Source organism: Myroides sp. DF42-4-2, assembly GCF_030326445.1.
Taxonomy (GTDB): Bacteria; Bacteroidota; Bacteroidia; order Flavobacteriales; family Flavobacteriaceae; genus Flavobacterium.
The window spans coordinates 14,104-32,493 of record NZ_JACAKI010000001.1; the positions used below are offsets into that span (position 1 = coordinate 14,104).

Annotated in this window: 20 protein-coding genes; 18 read left to right on the forward strand and 2 right to left on the reverse strand. The window is 37.3% G+C overall.

The genetic code is table 11. From position 1 onward, the window contains the following. From HX062_RS00065 to HX062_RS00090, 6 genes are all read left to right on the forward strand, one after another. Positions 1 to 357, forward strand: a complete 357-nt coding sequence (locus HX062_RS00065; protein ID WP_182625964.1) for an arsenate reductase family protein — start codon at positions 1 to 3, stop codon at positions 355 to 357. Positions 358 to 904: 547 nt separating this feature from the next. After that, positions 905 to 1,753 carry a YicC/YloC family endoribonuclease gene (locus tag HX062_RS00070; RefSeq protein WP_182626076.1) on the forward strand — a complete coding sequence of 283 codons (849 nt, stop codon included), beginning with the start codon at positions 905 to 907 and terminating at the stop codon, positions 1,751 to 1,753. 15 nt (positions 1,754 to 1,768) lie between these two features. After that, a complete protein-coding gene (gene gmk, locus HX062_RS00075; RefSeq protein ID WP_182625963.1) occupies positions 1,769 to 2,338 on the forward strand; it encodes a guanylate kinase in 570 nt (189 codons plus the stop codon). 6 nt (positions 2,339 to 2,344) lie between these two features. Further along, complete coding sequence (gene nadD, locus HX062_RS00080; RefSeq protein ID WP_182625962.1) at positions 2,345 to 2,932, forward strand: nicotinate (nicotinamide) nucleotide adenylyltransferase; 588 nt, start codon at positions 2,345 to 2,347, stop codon at positions 2,930 to 2,932. 234 nt (positions 2,933 to 3,166) lie between these two features. Next, positions 3,167 to 4,162, forward strand: a complete 996-nt coding sequence (locus HX062_RS00085; protein WP_182625961.1) for an NAD(P)H-dependent glycerol-3-phosphate dehydrogenase — start codon at positions 3,167 to 3,169, stop codon at positions 4,160 to 4,162. 204 nt (positions 4,163 to 4,366) lie between these two features. Then, positions 4,367 to 5,350 (forward strand): TerC/Alx family metal homeostasis membrane protein, encoded by a 984-nt coding sequence (locus tag HX062_RS00090; protein ID WP_182625960.1) that lies wholly within the window; start codon positions 4,367 to 4,369, stop codon positions 5,348 to 5,350. Positions 5,351 to 5,595: 245 nt separating this feature from the next. Here HX062_RS00090 and HX062_RS00095 read toward each other — a convergent pair whose 3' ends face one another. Beyond that, positions 5,596 to 6,009, reverse strand: a complete 414-nt coding sequence (locus tag HX062_RS00095; protein ID WP_182625959.1) for a c-type cytochrome — start codon at positions 6,007 to 6,009, stop codon at positions 5,596 to 5,598. Positions 6,010 to 6,096: 87 nt separating this feature from the next. Continuing rightward, entirely contained in the window at positions 6,097 to 6,507 is a 411-nt protein-coding gene (locus HX062_RS00100; RefSeq protein WP_182625958.1) for a hypothetical protein, read from the reverse strand. Positions 6,508 to 6,758: 251 nt separating this feature from the next. Here HX062_RS00100 and HX062_RS00105 point away from each other — a divergent pair, with 251 nt between their 5' ends. The 12 genes from HX062_RS00105 (at position 6,759) to atpG (ending at position 18,184) form a co-directional block, all read left to right on the forward strand. Then, positions 6,759 to 8,219, forward strand: coding sequence for a DUF5687 family protein (locus HX062_RS00105; protein ID WP_182625957.1), 1,461 nt, complete (start codon positions 6,759 to 6,761; stop codon positions 8,217 to 8,219). 8 nt (positions 8,220 to 8,227) lie between these two features. Continuing rightward, a complete protein-coding gene (locus HX062_RS00110) occupies positions 8,228 to 8,929 on the forward strand; it encodes an ATP-binding cassette domain-containing protein (protein ID WP_182625956.1) in 702 nt (233 codons plus the stop codon). Positions 8,930 to 9,264: 335 nt separating this feature from the next. Further along, a complete protein-coding gene (porW, locus tag HX062_RS00115) occupies positions 9,265 to 11,943 on the forward strand; it encodes a type IX secretion system periplasmic lipoprotein PorW/SprE (RefSeq protein WP_255492349.1) in 2,679 nt (892 codons plus the stop codon). Positions 11,944 to 11,958: 15 nt separating this feature from the next. Beyond that, positions 11,959 to 12,336, forward strand: a complete 378-nt coding sequence (locus HX062_RS00120; protein ID WP_182625955.1) for a bactofilin family protein — start codon at positions 11,959 to 11,961, stop codon at positions 12,334 to 12,336. Continuing rightward, on the forward strand, positions 12,336 to 12,548 hold the full coding sequence (locus HX062_RS00125; RefSeq protein WP_182625954.1) for an AtpZ/AtpI family protein: 213 nt from the start codon (positions 12,336 to 12,338) through the stop codon (positions 12,546 to 12,548). Before HX062_RS00120 ends, HX062_RS00125 begins: the two co-directional genes overlap by 1 nt. A 4-nt stretch (positions 12,549 to 12,552) precedes the next feature. Continuing rightward, a complete protein-coding gene (locus HX062_RS00130; RefSeq protein WP_182625953.1) occupies positions 12,553 to 12,966 on the forward strand; it encodes a hypothetical protein in 414 nt (137 codons plus the stop codon). Between the two features lie 89 nt (positions 12,967 to 13,055). Further along, positions 13,056 to 14,234 carry a F0F1 ATP synthase subunit A gene (gene atpB, locus HX062_RS00135; RefSeq protein WP_182625952.1) on the forward strand — a complete coding sequence of 393 codons (1,179 nt, stop codon included), beginning with the start codon at positions 13,056 to 13,058 and terminating at the stop codon, positions 14,232 to 14,234. Between the two features lie 60 nt (positions 14,235 to 14,294). Beyond that, positions 14,295 to 14,489, forward strand: a complete 195-nt coding sequence (locus tag HX062_RS00140; RefSeq protein WP_060874638.1) for an ATP synthase F0 subunit C — start codon at positions 14,295 to 14,297, stop codon at positions 14,487 to 14,489. Positions 14,490 to 14,589: 100 nt separating this feature from the next. Beyond that, entirely contained in the window at positions 14,590 to 15,090 is a 501-nt protein-coding gene (locus HX062_RS00145; RefSeq protein ID WP_182625951.1) for a F0F1 ATP synthase subunit B, read from the forward strand. 7 nt (positions 15,091 to 15,097) lie between these two features. After that, positions 15,098 to 15,634, forward strand: coding sequence for an ATP synthase F1 subunit delta (atpH, locus tag HX062_RS00150; RefSeq protein ID WP_182625950.1), 537 nt, complete (start codon positions 15,098 to 15,100; stop codon positions 15,632 to 15,634). A 44-nt stretch (positions 15,635 to 15,678) separates the two neighbouring features. Next, positions 15,679 to 17,253: a F0F1 ATP synthase subunit alpha gene (gene atpA, locus HX062_RS00155; protein WP_182625949.1), complete on the forward strand. Its 1,575-nt coding sequence runs from the start codon at positions 15,679 to 15,681 to the stop codon at positions 17,251 to 17,253. Positions 17,254 to 17,320: 67 nt separating this feature from the next. Then, positions 17,321 to 18,184 carry an ATP synthase F1 subunit gamma gene (gene atpG, locus HX062_RS00160; RefSeq protein ID WP_182625948.1) on the forward strand — a complete coding sequence of 288 codons (864 nt, stop codon included), beginning with the start codon at positions 17,321 to 17,323 and terminating at the stop codon, positions 18,182 to 18,184. Positions 18,185 to 18,390: the final 206 nt, after the last annotated feature.

The window sequence follows — 18,390 nt, forward strand, 5'->3', positions numbered from 1 at the left end:
ATGAATAGGAAGATATATTATTTGAGTACGTGTGATACCTGCAAACGTATTTTGAAAGAAATGCCTCAGGTAGAAGGATTTGAATTACAGGATATTAAGAAAGATCCCGTTACTGAATCCCAGTTAGCAACAATGTATGACGCTGTAGGGAGTTATGAAAAACTCTTTAATAAAAGAGCGCAGTTGTACAAATCAAGAGGATTAAAAGATCAAAACCTTCAAGAGGAAGAGTATAAGAATCTAATTTTAGAACAGTATACCTTTTTAAATCGACCAGTTATTTTTATTGATGGGGCCGTTTTTGTCGGCAACAGCAAAAAAGTACTCGAACAAGCTTTTATAGCGGCAGCAAAATAAAAAAAGTCGAAGTTTTTACTTCGACTTTTTTGTTTTTTAAACAGCTGTTAGTCAGTATGTTGCAATAATATTTGAATTTATTTCTAAAAATCATGTGACCAAATATCAAATTTGATGTCTTAAATATGAAAAAGGGAATAATTGCTATGAGATTTTTCAGGTTTTAATAAGATAGAAGAAAATAAAGTTACACTATACTGGTTTGGATTTTTAATTGTTTATTAAGGGGTTCAATCAGAAAGAAGAGCCGGTATAGTTCTTTTATTAAAGATGAAGAATTGTTATTAAAAAGAACATTTTTATTTCATAATAGAGTGAAGTTGGTTAAGACTTAACGTAGTTGAAAATGATTGGTTTGTTTTTTAAAAAGTTACAGTTAAGTATAACGTTGGTTTGAAGAGGGAGGCTTAGGCTTCCCTTTTTTTTGTTTATGACCCTCTCCATTCATCGTAAACCGTTCACCGTTAACTGTAAAGCGTTCACCGTTCACCGTAAACCATTTTTTCTTACCTTTGCAGTCATTATCCAAAAGTATATGATACATTCCATGACAGGGTTTGGTAAAGCGTGTTTACAATTACCCACAAAAAAGATTACGATCGAAGTAAAGTCACTGAACAGTAAGAATCTTGATTTAAACGTGCGATTGCCGTTAAGTTATAGAGAAAAAGAGCTGACTTTGCGCAATCAGATTGCTCAAGAATTAGAAAGAGGAAAGGTTGATTTTTCTTTGTTTTGCGAGATTACTGCTGAAGAGACGTCGAGTAAGATCAACGCTCCGATTGTGTTAGCGTATATTGAACAGATGAAGGCGATTATTCCAAATGCAGATGAGACTGAATTGATGAAGATGGCGGTTCGCATGCCAGATGCTTTGAAGGTAGAGCGCAATGATTTTGACGAGGAAGAGTGGAAGGATATTGAAGTTGTAATTAACGAAGCCATTCAGAGCATGAAAGCGTTTCGTTTAAGCGAGGGGAAATCCTTAGAAGATGATTTTAGAGCGCGTATTGCAAGTATTTTTTCCTATATGGAACAGGTATCACTTTTAGATAAAGAACGTATCGTAAGCGTAAAAGAACGCCTTCGCAACAACTTGATGGAATTGCAATTGACTATTGATGAAAATCGATACGAGCAAGAGGTGATTTACTACCTAGAGAAATTGGATATAACCGAAGAAAAAGTGCGTCTAGCCAAACACTTGGATTATTTCTTAGAAACGTTGAATGGCAAGGAAGCGAATGGTAGAAAGTTAGGTTTTATTGCACAAGAGATGGGAAGAGAGATTAATACGATGGGATCGAAGTCTAATCATGCAGAGATGCAACAAATTGTTGTGCGTATGAAAGATGAGTTAGAAAAGATCAAAGAGCAAGTATTAAACGTATTATAAAGACACACAACACCTATGAATAAAGGGAAATTAATCGTTTTTTCAGCTCCGTCTGGTTCGGGAAAAACTACAATTGTACGCCATTTATTAGCACAAAGCGACCTAAATTTAGACTTTTCTATTTCGTGTACCTCACGTGAACCAAGAGAAGGAGAAGAACACGGAAAAGACTACTATTTTATTTCGTTAGAAGACTTTAAGAAACACATAAAAAACGATGATTTTTTAGAGTGGGAAGAGGTTTATCGCGATAATTTTTATGGAACACTAAAAGCAGAGGTGGAGCGCATCTGGGCATTGGGAAAAAATGTTATTTTCGATATTGACGTTGCAGGAGGTTTGCGCATCAAACGCAAATTCCCTGAGGAAACCCTTGCTGTTTTCGTTAAGCCACCGAGCATTGATGAGTTGAAAATCCGTTTAAAAAAGCGTTCAACAGAGAGTGAAGATAAAATAAATATGCGCATTGCGAAGGCTTCGGTTGAATTGGCAACAGCGCCTCAATTTGATATTATTATTAAAAATTACGACCTAGAAACTGCAAAAGCAGAAGCAAGTCAGTTGGTTCGCGATTTTGTAAAATAGCAAAAGATGAAGGTTGGTTTGTATTTTGGGACCTTTAATCCCGTGCATATTGGGCATGTGGTTATTGCTAATCACATGGTGCAATATAGCGAGTTAGATGAGGTGTGGATGGTAGTTACCCCCCATAATCCTTTAAAAAAGAAAAAAGGCTTGCTCGAAGACTTTCACCGGATTCACCTGGTGAATCTCGCTACGGCCGATTACGATTATTTACGACCGTCTGATATTGAGTTTACTTTACCCCAACCCAATTATACTGTAAATACTATGGCGTATTTACAGGAGCGTTTCCCCAAACACGAATTCGCATTAATTATGGGAGAAGACAACCTCGATTCTTTTCCGAAATGGAAGAATTATGAGGTCCTACTCAATGCCTATAAAATCTATGTTTATCCACGTATTGATCGCAACCGTGTAGAGCCAAGTCCGTTGATGCAACACCCCAATATTGTGGTTGTGGACAATGCCCCTATCATGGAAATTTCGGCTACCTTTATTCGAGAGGGGATTAAAGCAGGAAAAAATATGCAACCGTTACTAGATAAAGAGGTCTGGAAATACATTGACCACAACCTCTTTTATAAAAAATAACAATAAAAACCATCAAGAAAAAAGGGCTGTTGTACAGCTCTTTTTCTGTGTTTACCCCTTATACTAGTAGGACAAAGTATAAATTGTTTGTCTTAAGCCAAAAGAGGTGGTTTTTTGTCGAGAATACAATAGAATGAAGTAAAAGAGAAAGAACTATAACGAATTGTTTTACAGTTTTTCAATTGTTTGCATTAAGTTTTTTAGTTACTTTTGACGAAGTTATAAGCTAAAATTATGAGTGATTATCCAAAGTTTGCAGTAATTGGAGGTGGGAGTTGGGCAACGGCTATCGTAAAAATGCTGAGTGAAAACCTACAGCAAATAGCATGGTACATGAGAAATGAAAATGCGATAGAAGAAATTAAGGTAAACCATCATAACCCGAACTACCTAAGTTCGGTAGAATTTGATATCGATCAGCTGTTGCTGACCAATGATATTAATAAAGCCGTATCTTATGCGGATTACGTGATTTTTGCTATTCCCTCTGCTTTCTTAAGTGAAGAAATGCAGCAACTTTACGTCAGTCTTGAAAACAAAGTTGTAATTTCCGCTATTAAGGGAATCATTCCCGAGACGAGTTTAATTGTGGGAGAACATTTTCACCAAACCTATGGTGTTTCCTATGATAATATTGCTGTGATTACCGGGCCTTGTCATGCAGAAGAAGTAGCCTTAGAGCGTTTGTCCTACTTGACAATTGCTTGTCGCAATGAAGAGCATGCCAAAGTAATCGAAAGCTGCATCAGCAGTCATTATATTAAAGTGAAGCTTACGGATGATATTATTGGAACGGAATATGCCGCTGTATTAAAGAATATCTATGCTATTGCTTGTGGAATGGCGCATGGACTGGGATATGGGGATAACTTCCAAGCTTTGTTGATGAGTAATGCTATACGCGAGATGAAGAAATTCATCAAGAAAGTACACCACATGAAACGCAATATTAATAACTCCGCTTATTTAGGAGATTTATTAGTAACGGGATATTCGCTTTTTTCTCGCAACCGCATGTTTGGCAATATGATTGGCAAAGGTTATACAGTCAAGTCTGCACAGATGGAGATGAATATGATTGCAGAAGGATATTACGCAACAAAAAGCGCCTATGAGCTCAATGCTCAATACGGAGCTAAAACGCCGATAATCAATGCGGTATATGACATCTTATACAATGGAAAGGATCCGAAAAAGACCTTTAGAAAACTCACAGAGAAATTAGATTAAAAAAAAATACAAAAAAGACCGTTATCGGTTTTTTTAGACAAAAAAGCAATATAATAGACTGATTGTCAGTTTGTTGTGTTGCTTTTTTTGTTTTGCTGTAGTTTGAAAAATTAGTTGTAAATTGTTGATTTATAGTTGCTTGTGAAGATTTGCCTAGGGGAAAAATAGATCAAGTAGTTTTGTGCTGTTAAAAAAAGAAATATAATGGATCATTTAATTAATCACCCAGGCCTATTGGCCGTTTTTGGAATTGTAGTTTTAGTCATGCTCTTGTTGGATTTAGGTGTTTTCAATCGAAATAGCCACGTTGTTTCCACCAAAGAAGCACTTATTTGGACGGTAGTCTGGATTGGTCTAGCCATGGTATTTAGTGGAGTTATATACTACTACATGGACTTTGAGAACTTTGCCCGTTTCCAATCGGCTTATTGGATTGAAAAAGCCCTCTCTGTTGATAATCTCTTTGTCTTTATTTTGGTGTTTACCTTTTTTAAAGTACCCAAAGAACTACACCATCGCGTTTTATTCTGGGGAATTATTGGAGCCTTAGTCTTTAGAGCTATTTTCATCTTTGCGGGTGTGGAATTAATTAACCATACATATTTACCTGCTTTTGAACTGTTTGGTCAACAAGTGGAAATAAATGTTGTACTAACGGTGTTTGGGGTATTCTTGCTTGTGTCGGGAATAAAGTCGTGGTTTGCCAAAGACGATCACAGCGAAGAACAAGATTTGACTAAGAATTTTGCTGTGCGAATGGTACATAAGTTTTTTAAAGTAAGCAATGAATACGACGGAGATAAGTTCTTTACAGTTAAGAATGGGGTAAAAATGGTTACTCCCTTGTTTGTCGCTTTAATGGTTATTGAGTTTACGGATTTAGTTTTTGCCGTCGATAGTATTCCTGCTATTTTCGCAATTGCACCAGATGACCCATTTATCCTGTATACATCGAATATTTTTGCGATTCTAGGATTGCGCTCGCTTTACTTCTTGTTGGCGAATTTTATGGACAAATTCTCTAAGTTGAAATACGGATTGGCGATCATTTTATCGTTTATTGGAGTGAAGATGATTATCTCGCCATTCGTTCATATTGAATCTATGGTATCTCTAGCTGTAATTGCAAGCGTACTAACCCTATCTGTAGTGTTATCCCTTCTTTTTCCACCGAAAAAAGAAGTGTAAATATCCAAGCAAATAGCTTATAAACAATTGTACAATTCTATCAGTTATAGAGGACATGAGTCCATAATGCGTCCATAATGCGTCCATAGTGCCTCTATTAAAAAGTGGGTTTCCTATAGACTCACTATGGAGGAACTAAGGAAGTATGATGGAGGTAGGATAAGCTGAACAATACAAAAACAAAGTGGGTGTCCTTTTGGGACACCCACTTTTATTTTATGCTGTTGCGGTAAACAGTTAGCGATTTACTTTGAAGCACTAGTATTTCCTCTGTGACACATGGTACAAGTAACCACATTAATGTTTTCTGGATTTGGATCGTTCTTCCAGTTGAAGTGCTCCGCATTAATTTGACGGGTCATCACGATCATGTGACGCGCAAATTCTTTTTCTTTTTTCGCGTCAGATGCAAAGTCCAATCCTTCTTTGTCTTCTGCAGGGGCATGACAGTAGCTACATTTAACACCCAAAGCCGCATTATAGCCTTTCATCACTTTTTCCAAATCTTCTTTGGAAATATCTTGTGGAAGTACCGTGAGGTTTTTCCATGCTGTTTGAACAACGGTGGTTTCTGTTTCCGTTGTATTATTTTTAAATGAGAGTAAACTGATCATCAAGCAAAAGAAGCCTAATATAATTCCTGTGTTTTTTAGTTTCATATCTTGTCGCATTTATAGTTGATAAGCAAGATATAAAAAGTAACTTTTGGAATTAGTATAAATAAGGATTAACTATTTGGTTTATAGTTATTTCGCATGGGTTATCCCTTTTTTGTCTGCAAAAGGCAGGTTTTTTAACGCTTTGTCTGATATACTCTTGGCAGGGAACACGAAATTTTTATCATAAAGCTTAGCACCCTGAAAGTACGTCAACATAAACGTATTAGACAATTCAAAAATAGCTTCGTCCAACAATTCAACTTTGATTGATTCTCCCGCAGCTAAAGAAGGAAACGCATGTCTAAAAATACTTGAGTTTCTCTTTTCACCATTGAGTTCTCCCTCTGCTTTGGAAACAATCATAATAGCTTCAATTGTTTCTGGCGAATTATTAAATAAGTAAGCGTACCAAGCATCTTGTAAAAAATCCTCGTTATATTCTTTTACAACCGCCACTTCCACATCTTTCACTTCTGGTATTTCTATGTCTTTTTTCATTCGAATAAAATTTGAACAAAGATAAAATTATTTCTACGATTCCACTTTTTGTTTTTCAAAACAAAGTTTGGTTTGAAATTTGATATACTCTAATTGATCATGATAGTTTTTTGGTTTTTAAGTTTTGAGTTTAAAGATCTTCTGGGGGTATACCAGAAGATCTTTTATTTTAGGATATTTTATGATAACTTGTAACGTTTAGATCCATCGCTATACTAATGTAGGAGTACAGCAAAAAAAACAGAAGCAAAATGACATATCAATGGTTTATCACCTTAGAACGAAAACGCATAGCTCGAGGAAATAAAAGTAGCATGGATCTCGTGGTCCGTATTTTTAAATGGTTGGGCATAGCCTATTTAACGGCAATGATGTTTTTGTTGGGATGGATATCCTATTACGCCATCGTTGAGGACGAGGTAGGGGTGCCTCCTATAGCGTTTGTAAGTCGCTACTTACTCTACTATTTTGCAATTGAATTAATGATGCGTTTTTTTCTGCAAAAAGGACCTGTAGCGAGTATTAAGCCCTTTTTGATTCTCAACATAACCCGATCAAAAATCGTAACCTTTTACGTAGGAAAAACCTTTTTGAGTGCTTTTAATATCATTCAGCTGTTTTTTCTCATTCCCTTTACGGTGATAGCAATTCAGGCAGAAGAGAATGCATTAGCTATTTTGGCTTGGGCCTTGTCGATGTATTGTATCGTGTTTATCATGCATTGTGTTGGTATTTTGATGAGTGCTTATGCCCCTGTTTTTTATTGCGTAATTGGATTCGTCGGACTTTGTTTTGGGTTGCACTACTTCGAGATCGTAGACCCTACGGTGTACACCGTGCATTTTTACCAACTCGCCTATCAATATCCCCTGAGCCTGTTTGCCTATCTATTGCTCTTGGCGGGTTTCATTTGGAGTACCCATCGCTTTTATTTAAAGCGCTTGTATTTGGACGATTTAGAAAAAGTACGGGTGAAAGAAGGGATTGCACTAGAAATGAAGTGGTTGGATAGATTTGGACGTTACGCTGCTTTCCTGCGCAATGATATTCGATTGATTATCAGAAATAAAAGGGCGAGAATAACCGTGCTTATGAGTTTTTTATTTCTCTTTTATGCCCTGTTTATGTTCAGTGCAGAAAATATGAGTTCCATGTCTGTCTTTTTTGCTTTTTTTTCAACTGGAGGCTTTTTGATGCTCTTTGGACAATATGTGCCAAGTTGGGATTCGGCTTATTATCCGCTTTTGATGACGCAAAACGTGATGTATCGCGATTATCTAATGTCCAAATGGTTGATTATTGCCTTGGGAACATGTATCTCAACGTTGTTGTGTTTTTTCTATTTTTTCATCGATCTACAGCTGTTCTATTTGATGATCGCTATGGGAGTGTTTAACATAGGAATTAATGGCTATTTAGTCCTTTGGGGTGGCGCTTATCTCAAAACACCTATGGACCTCACCGCAGCTAAGAACGTGTTTGGCGATGCTAATTCATTTAACTTACGCGTGATGTTGATCAGTATACCTAAAATAGTATTACCCTTTTTATTTTATGGCCTAGGCACGTGGATTTATCCGTTTTGGGGAGGCTTTGCTCTGCTTATTCTAGTAGGAATAGCCGGTTTGTTTATACACCGTTTTGTATTCCAGGCTATTGAGAAAATTTATCAAAAAGAAAAATATGCGACATTGGTCGCTTTCAAAAAATAAAGATCCGTATGATACAAGTAGAACTTTTGCGTAAAGTGTATAATGGAACAACCGTACTAGCGCTTGATGCGCTAACTATCAGCTCAGGAGAAAGTATTGGTTTAGTTGGGAATAATGGAGCTGGAAAAACCACCTTTTTTAGTTTGTTGTTGGACTTAATTCAACCTACTGCTGGTAGTATTCTCTCCAAAGGACTCAATGTAACCCTTTCCGAACAATGGAAAAATTACACCGCTTCTTTCTTAGATGAGACCTTCTTAATCGGATACCTAACAGCAGAAGAGTATTTTGTTTTTCTAGGTAATTTACGCGGTTGGTCAGCCACTAAAGTAGAGGAGTTTGTTAAGGGACACGAAGATTTCTTTAACGGAGAAGTGCTAAAACAAAAAAAATACATCCGTGATTTCTCTAAGGGAAACCAAAAGAAAATTGGTATTATAGGTGCTTTTATTGGTGATCCAGAACTAGTGATCTTGGATGAACCGTTTGCCAACCTTGATCCGTCAACTCAAATTCGATTGAAGGAATTAGTCAAAAGAAAAAGAGACATGCGCACCATGACTATTATTATTTCGAGCCACGATCTTCAACATACCTATGAAGTATCGGATCGCATTATTGCCTTAGAAAAAGGCCGCATGATCCACGATGTACAAACCGATGCAATTACCTATAAAGAACTCGAAGGCTTTTTTAGCGTAGAAGCTTAAAAAAACTAGAATAAATCAAAATAGCGCTCCTACTCGGGCGCTTTTTTTAGGTTAAATCTCTTGTAATTTTATCAGTATCATTACTTTATAATAAAAGTTTCTTTTGTAATTTGCAGCCTTGTATTTTTAGTTGTGCTAAAGCAAGGATGCACACTAGAGCAAGAATAAAAAAGGAAAAGGTATTGTCTAGCACAAAAACAGGAGACCACCGCGACAAAGCATGTTTTAATTTTTAACAAAATTTGCAAAAAGTATTAAAAAGTGGTGTATTTTTACTGTTTGGTGTATACTAAAAGAGAGAAAAAATAGTTGTTATATAAAGTTTAGCCTACATATTGAAAACAAAGATTGTCATTCGGTTTGGTGGAATTCTTCTGCTAATTATGTCTTTTATAGCGTGTTCTGTAAAGAAGGATAAGATGTTGAATAGGGGGTATCACGCTTTGACAACAAAGTACAATATTCTCTTTCACGGCAACGAGTCCTATACAGCGGCACTTGACGCTTTAAAGGAAGGCTATTTCGACGATTATTGGGAAATTTTGCCCGTAGAGCGAATTGAGATCGAAGTTGACCCAGAGCGAGAGTTCGAAAAGGGTACTTCACTAGAATCGAAACAGGGCAGCGTTTTAGATAATTTATCCGTTGGGGGAAACAATTTAGGTGGACCCGAAAGCACGGATGGGGAAGGATTTACCCGAGCAGAGAATAAGGCAACCAAGGCCATTCAAAAACACTCCATGTACATCAAGGGTAGAGAGCGAAACAGCCAGATGGCTAATGCGTATCTTCTACTTGGGAAATCGAGATATTACGACGGTCGATTTGTTCCTGCTTTAGAGGCCTTCAACTACATTTTATACAAATATCCAGACAGTGACTTAATTGGCGAGGCTAAGGTGTGGCGTGAAAAAACTAATTTGCGCCTGCGCTATGATGATTTGGCCATTAAAAATTTAAAAGAATTGTTGCGCGAGCGCAAAGGCAGGTTGCCCCAACAAGTGGAGTCTGATGCTTATGCCATGCTCGCTCAAGGATACATAAACTTAGAGCAATTAGATAGTGCGAGTACGGCCCTAAAATCTGCAGTTGATCTAGCGGGCAATAAGGAAGAACGCGCGCGTTACCACTATATCTTAGGACAGCTCAACGGGCGTATCGGAAAGAAAGACGAGGCTAGAAGTAATTTTCAGGCGATTATTGAGATGAATCGCAAGTCTCCTAGAACCTACACCATCCATGCCTACGCAGAGCTATTCAACCTAGAAGGAGCAACAAAAATTGACTCAGTGGCTTTTCTAAAACAATACAAAAACTTACTAAACGACCGTGAAAATAGACCTTATTTAGATGTTTTAAATCGTCAAATAGGACTCTTTTACCGCGATGTTGGCAAGCAAGAACAAGCGTTGACCTACCTAAAGATTGCAACCAAAGAAGGCAAACAAGACAAGCAACTCAAAGCGAAAAACTTTTTGAGTATTGCCGATATCTATTTTAATGATGCTGGCTATGCCATTGCAGGACAGTATTATGACAGTGCTATTGCCTTACTACCACCCAAAGCAAAAGAAACATTCCGCATCACCAAGCGCAGAGAGTCTCTGCGTGAGGTTGTTGACTTGGAAATTCTAGCCCATAAAAACGACAGTATTCTTCATTTGGTGGCTTTGTCACCCGATGAACAACAAGCGTATTTCCAGACGTATGTCGATGCTTTGCGCAAGGAAGATGCAAGAAAACTACAGGCAAACTTAGGCCAAGGGGCAAATACTGGGGCAGACTTTTTCAATGTTCCCAATTTTGGAGATGCCATCGAAAAGTCTTTTGGCGAAACGAACTTGGGTAGTATGGGAGGAAAAACGACCTTCTATTTTTACTCCAATCAGGCCTTAACTCGTGGGCGACAAGATTTTAAACGCCGTTGGGGCAATCGTGCCCTAACCGATAATTGGAGGTTGAGTTCGATGCAATCCAACGCCAATGCTGGAACAGGGGAGGAAGAAGAATTGGCAGCCAATGAGGGGAATGTAGGAAATAATAGCGGAGGGAAGGACGATTTTGTCGATCCGCGTTATCAACTCGATACGTATACAAGTAAAATACCAACGGATAGTACCCAAATAGCGAAGATGAAAGAAGAGCGCGACCTTGCTTATTTTGAGCTTGGTGCCATTTATAGCGAGCGTTTTGGCAAAATTTCCGAAGGAATTAGTCGTTTGGAGCAATTGTTGTTATTCGATCCAAAAGAACGTTTGATTCTTCCTACGCTGTATAAATTGTACAAGTTATATCTAGAGGTTGATCCGGCAAAAGCAGCTCAAATGAAAGCGCGAATTATAGCCGAACACCCAACCTCTCGCTATGCAAAATTAATGCAGAATTTGAGTGTGGCTAGCGATGGAGATTTATCACCAGAACAAATTTATGCTTCTATTTATCAGGTGTTTAAAGCAGAGCGTTTCGAAGAGGCAATAGCGATGATGAAAGATGCCTTGGAGCGTATAGATGATGGGTATGTCAGCAAATTCGAGCTGTTGAATGCAATGATTATTGCGCGTACAGAAGGGGTGAAACAATACAAAGAAGCGCTGAATTATTTGGCGTTGACGTATAGTAGCACGCCAGAAGGAAAAGAAGCAGCACAATTGTTAGAGCATGTTATTCCAGCATTAGAGTCAAAAGGATTTGCAACGAAAGATTCGAACAATTGGAAAATAATAGTTGCTGTACCAGTTGATCGGGTAGCTGATTTTGCAGCAATTAAGGCCAATATGCAGCGCCTGTCAGGAGTAACGGCAGGGACGGGGCTAAAGTTTACCGAAGACTATTACTTAGCCTCGACGAAATTATACGTGTTACACGGATTCAAATCTAAAGCAGAAGCTGAACAAATGATTGGTCGTTTAGGTGATCATCCTTCTCTTATACCGATGATGCAAGAGGATTATGCCGTGATACAAATTAAAAAGAATTTACAAGAATACCAGGCTCCAGGAAATATAGAGCCTTAATAAAAGCGTTTTTACATGTTTGAAAAATCGAAAAAGAAAGGAACAGGATTAGATTTGTTGGGACAAACAAATCGAATTGTAGAAGGGACGATCATCAAAGGTGATATAGAGGCGATTGCCGATATTCGTATTGATGGCGTAATTGAAGGGAATATTGTGGTAAAAGGGCGACTTGTACTTGGGCCAATAGCAAAGATTAAAGGCAATATCACCTGTGAAAACAGTGAGGTAGAAGGTGAGATCGAAGGCAACATCACGGTAAACGATTTATTGACGGTAAAGTCAGCAGCGCGCATCAAAGGCGATATACGCGTGGGACGCTTGGCTGTTGAACCAGGAGCCAAAGTTGATGTCAAATGCCAAATGGTCGGCAGCTCATCGGCTTCCGAATAATGGACGACAAGAACTCACCGCGAAAGTGGCTGTCCTTGATTAATATCCCCATTCAAATGGGGGTAATCATTTATTTAGCAAACCGATTAGGCGTCTGGTTAGATGAGAAATACAACTTAGAACACGACATGGCAAATAAAATTTGTACTTTATTGGGAGTAGGATTAGCTTTGTACCAAGTAATTAAACAAGTCAATCAGTTAAATAAATAAAAAAATGGATAAAGAAACGGTGCAAATGGGGGTAAAACTTTTAGTGGGACTTATCGCTGTGTTTGCTTTGCATTATGCTGTGGTCACTTTTACTAATGCAGGGGATGCTTTGAGTGTTTTGGGATACAGTATAGAACAGTTTTATGGCTTTGAACTAATTTTTACAATTGCAACCTTTTTTGCACTTGTTGGAATTAAAAATAGCCTACCGAATAACCTGGGATTTGTTTTTTTAGGATTCATTACTTTGCGATTAATTGCAAGTTATTTATTCGCAAAAAAAGGATTAGATCACGAAATGATAGCAGAGGGATTTAAGTATAATTTTTTAGTGATTGTACTCGTTTTCCTTGGAGGGGATGCATTTGTAGCCTATTCTATTTTAAATAAGAATACTACATCAAATGAAACTAAGTAAAAAAAGTTTGATATAAAGGTATGATAATACAAGAATTATTGTACTTTTGCACAAAATTTTAGGAACCAAAATATTCAAGAAGTTAAGATATGGTGACTCTCAAGAAATCACTGAATTTATTAGCAGCTGTTTTATTTACAGCCTCGTCGGTATTTTCGTACGCGCAAACAACTACTCAAAAGCTTGAAAATTCTATTCAAGAAGCTGAGCAATCTATTGAAAAAACCCTGGAACACGTAGAAGGGGAAAAGATAGAAAACCCTGCTGAAATGACTCAAGCTGAGAAAGTTCAGGCCCATATTACCCATCACTTGGCCGATGATTATTCTTTTGTTTTCTTCTCAGATGAAGAAACAGGTAAAAATTACGGGTTCTCTTTGCCTGTTATTTTAATCGACAACGGTCTTAAAGTTTTTATGTCTTCTGAATTTGACTACGGTAAAAAAGTAGTAGAAAAAGACGGACAGTTTTACAAATTATACCACGGTAAAATTTACAAAACAGATGCTGAAGGTACAATTACCTATGATGAGGCACACCACCCTACCAATGAGAAACCACTTGATTTCTCTATCACAAAGAACGTAGCTTCTTTATTTTTCACTACAATTTTAATGTTTATCCTATTCTTAGGGTTAGCTAAAACATACAAAAACGGACCGAACAACTTGCCAAAAGGTATTGCTAGAGGATTAGAGCCTTTGGTGCTATACGTTCGCGATGAGATGGCGGTGCCAAATATCGGTAAAGCGAAATACAAAAAGTTTATGCCGTATTTACTATCGGTATTCTTCTTGATTTTTATCTTGAACATTTTAGGGTTAACTCCACTAGGATTTAACGTAACAGGTAATATTTCGGTTACGGTTTGTTTAGCAATTTGTACGTTCATTATTGTGCATTTTTCTGCAAACAAAGATTACTGGAAACACATGTTTTGGATGCCTGGGGTTCCAGTGCCAATGAAAATCATGTTGATGCCCATTGAGATTTTAGGAGCGATTATTAAACCGTTCTCGTTAATGGTGCGTTTATTCGCAAATATTACAGCAGGTCACTCGGTAGTATTCGGATTAATTGCTATCATCTTCGTGATGAAAGAAGCATTAGGAACAGGTGGAGCAATTGGAATCGGATTCTTCTTGTCAACGTTCTTAGTCGTTTTAGAAATTTTAGTAGCTTTCTTACAAGCGTTTATCTTTACTATGTTGTCGTCTTTATTCATTGGAATGGCGGTAGCAGATCACGATCACGAAGAAGCACACTAATCAAATTAGAAAAAATAAGAGTATAAATAAATTTGTTTAATTAATATTAAATTCAATACTATGACAATTCCAACTATCATTGGTGCAGGTTTAATCGTAATCGGAGCTGGTTACGGTTTAGGTAAAATTGGTTCTTCTGCAATGGACGCTATTGCTCGTCAACCAGAAGCTGCTGGAAAAATCCAAACTGCAATGATCATCATTGGAGCTTTATTGGAAGGTTTAGCATTCGGTGCTTTAATCTTAGGTAAATAATCCAAGTCAGTACAAAGAGTTTATCTGTAACGGTTGGTTACAGGTAAACTTCTTATTTTAATTAAACAAAATCAGGTATTAAAAAGTATAATTTTAGATAATGGATAAGTTAATTAACGATTTCAGTTTTGGACTATTTTTCTGGCAACTAATTATTATGATAGTAATTGTTGTTATCTTAGGAAAATTCGCGTGGAAACCAATTGTAAATGCTTTAGAAGCTCGTGAAGAGGGTATTACTGATGCATTAGCAGCGGCAGAAAACGCTAAAAGAGAAATGGCTAATTTAAAAGCGGATAACGAGAAGTTATTAGCAGAGGCACGTGCAGAGCGCGATACTTTACTAAAAGAAGCTCGTGAGATCAAAGAAAAATTGATTGCAGACGCTAAAACAGAAGCGGAAGCTCAGGGTGAGAAATTAATCGCTCAAGCAAAAGCTACAATTGAAAGCGAGAAAGCTGCGGCTATTCTTGATTTAAAAACTCAAGTTTCATCAATTTCAATTGAAATCGCTGAAAAATTATTGAAAGATCAATTATCTAACAAAGAAGCTCAAACACAATTGGTTGAGAAAATGTTAGATGATGTAAAATTAAACTAATATCACTATGGTAAGCACAAGAGCTGCGGCACGTTATGCAAAAGCAATGCTTGAGGTTTCTTTAGAAAAAGGAAATGTTGATGCTATCAATACTGATATGATCCTTATTTCTCAATCAATATCTCAAAGCGCTGAGTTGAAAACGTTCCTGACAAACCCAATAGTTAAAGATCAGTTGAAATTAAATGCTTTATTAGAAGTATTTGCAACAGTAAACGACGGGACAAAAGAACTTTTCAAGGTATTAAAAGCAAATAATAGATTTGGCATCTTACAAGCGACTGCTGAAGAATTCCAAAAGCAATATGATTTGCACAACGGTATTGAGAAAGTAACTGTTACTACAGCAATGCCAATTGATGCTAGTATAGAGGCTAAAGTACTTGACAAGGTAAAAGTTTTAGCACCTGGAAAAAAGGCTGTCATTACGAATGTTGTCGATGAGTCAATCTTAGGAGGATTCATTTTAAAAATTGGCGATATCCAATACAATGCGTCTTTAGCAAATCAATTACAAGTATTAAAAAGAGAATTAATTAAGTAAAAAAAATCACCGCACGAATTTTTCGTGTATAAACATAGATAAAAATGGCGGACATTAAACCAGCTGAAATTTCAGCGATTTTAAAGAAACAATTATCTGGATTTAGCTCTGAGGCTACTTTAGAAGAAGTAGGTACAGTACTAGAAGTTGGAGATGGAGTTGCTCGTGTTTACGGGTTGACAAATGCAGAGTACGGAGAGCTAGTTGTATTAGACAACGGTTTAGAGGCAATGGTACAAAACTTAGAAGAAGATAACGTAGGTATTGTATTGTTAGGTTCTTCTGTTGGAGTAAAAGAAGGTACAACTGTGAAAAGAACAGGTCGTATCGCTTCTCTACGCGTAGGAGAGAAAATGGTAGGACGTGTTGTAAATACGTTAGGATTACCAATTGATGGTAAAGGTCCTATCGAAGGTGATTTGTACGAAATGCCATTGGAGCGTAAAGCACCAGGTGTTATCTACCGTCAACCAGTAACTGAACCACTTCAAACAGGTATTAAAGCGATTGACGCGATGATCCCAGTGGGACGTGGACAACGTGAGTTAGTTATTGGTGACCGTCAAACTGGTAAAACAACGGTTTGTATCGATACAATTCTTAACCAAAAAGAATTCTATGATGCAGGTCAACCGGTTTACTGTATCTATGTTGCTATTGGACAAAAAGCGTCTACTGTGGCTGCGATTGCAAAAACATTAGAGGAAAAAGGTGCAATGGACTATTCAATCATTGTTGCGGCTAACGCTTCAGATCCTGCTCCAATGCAAGTTTATTCTGCTATGGCAGGTGCGGCTATCGGAGAGTATTTCCGTGATACTGGTCGTCCAGCTTTGATTATTTATGATGATTTATCTAAACAAGCTGTTGCTTACCGTGAGATGTCTTTGATCTTAAGAAGACCACCGGGACGTGAGGCTTACCCTGGAGACGTTTTCTACCTTCACTCAAGATTATTAGAAAGAGCGGCTCGTGTTATTGGTGATGATGAAATCGCTAAAAACATGAATGACTTACCAGAATCAATCAAACCTTTCGTTAAAGGTGGTGGGTCTTTAACTGCTTTACCTATTATTGAGACACAAGCGGGTGACGTTTCTGCTTATATTCCAACAAACGTAATTTCTATTACGGATGGACAAATTTTCTTGGAGTCTGACTTGTTCAACTCAGGTGTACGTCCAGCGATTAACGTAGGTATTTCGGTATCTCGTGTTGGAGGATCTGCTCAAATTAAATCAATGAAAAAAGTAGCGGGTACTTTAAAATTAGACCAAGCTCAATTCCGTGAATTAGAAGCATTCGCGAAATTTGGTTCTGACCTAGATGCTGCTACAATGAACGTTATTTCTAAAGGTCAACGCAACGTTGAAATCTTGAAACAAGCGGTTAACGATCCTTATACTGTAGAAGATCAAGTAGCTATTATTTATGCTGGATCTAAAAACTTGTTGAGAAACGTTCCTGTTAACCAAGTGAAAGCGTTTGAAAAAGAGTACTTAGAAGCGCTTAACTCACGTCACAGAGATGTGTTAGATCAATTAAAAGCTGGTAAATTCGGTGACGAACAAACTAGTGTTTTAGAGAAAGTAGCTAAAGAATTAGCTTCAAAATATTAAGAATTTTTTGAAAGAGTTTAAGCAGGTCTAACTGCTTATTCTCTTTCTGAATTATATACGTTTTCAAATGGCAAATCTTAAAGAAATACGCAATAGGATTTCTTCTATTGGATCTACAATGCAGATCACATCTGCAATGAAAATGGTGTCAGCAGCTAAATTGAAAAAAGCGACTGATACGATTACAGCTATGCGTCCTTATTCAGAGAAGCTAACTGAGATTATTCAAAATGTTAGTTCTACTTTAGAAGGAGAGAATTCAAGTGTATATTCGCAAGTTAGAGAGGTAAAAAATGTATTGTTTCTAGTCGTAACTTCTAACAGAGGGTTATGTGGTGGTTTCAATGCCAACATTATTAAACAAGTTAATGTATTAGCGAATACGGAGTACAAAGGAGCTACAATTGATTTATTGACGATCGGTAAAAAAGGAAATGACATCCTTAAAAAATCGTTTAACGTTGTTGATAATCAAAGTTCTCTTTACGATCATTTCGACTTCGATCACACAGCTGTTATTGCTGAGCACGTGATGGAAGCTTTCGTCAATGGGAAGTATGACTCTATTCAAATTGTATATAACCAGTTTAAAAATGCAGCTACGCAAAACGTAGTTACGGAGCAATTTTTGCCATTATTGCCAATAGAAGCAGAAGCAACTGCAGCAGCATCTGATTATATCTATGAGCCTTCAAAAGAGGAAATCATTGAGATGTTGATTCCTTTGTCGTTAAAAACACAATTGTTTAAAGCTATTGCAGACTCTGTAGCATCAGAACACGGTGCGCGTATGACTGCGATGCACAAAGCGACAGATAACGCACAAGAATTAAGAGACGCGTTGAAATTAACTTACAACAAAGCTCGTCAGGCTGCGATTACAAATGAAATTTTAGAGATTGTTGGAGGTGCAGAAGCATTGAAAAACTAATCAATAAATATTATACTTTTTTAAAAAGACGCTTTTTAAGCGTCTTTTTTGTTTTGTAGTATTTGGTATGGACTGTGAATAGTTTCGCCTTTTAACAAAGGAATAAATAGGAAGGAGAGTCTGTTTAGGCGCCTTTCATCCATAAAAAAAGCTCGACTCGTTCGAGCTTTTAAATTTCTATTTACGATTCAACATTCACGATTCAC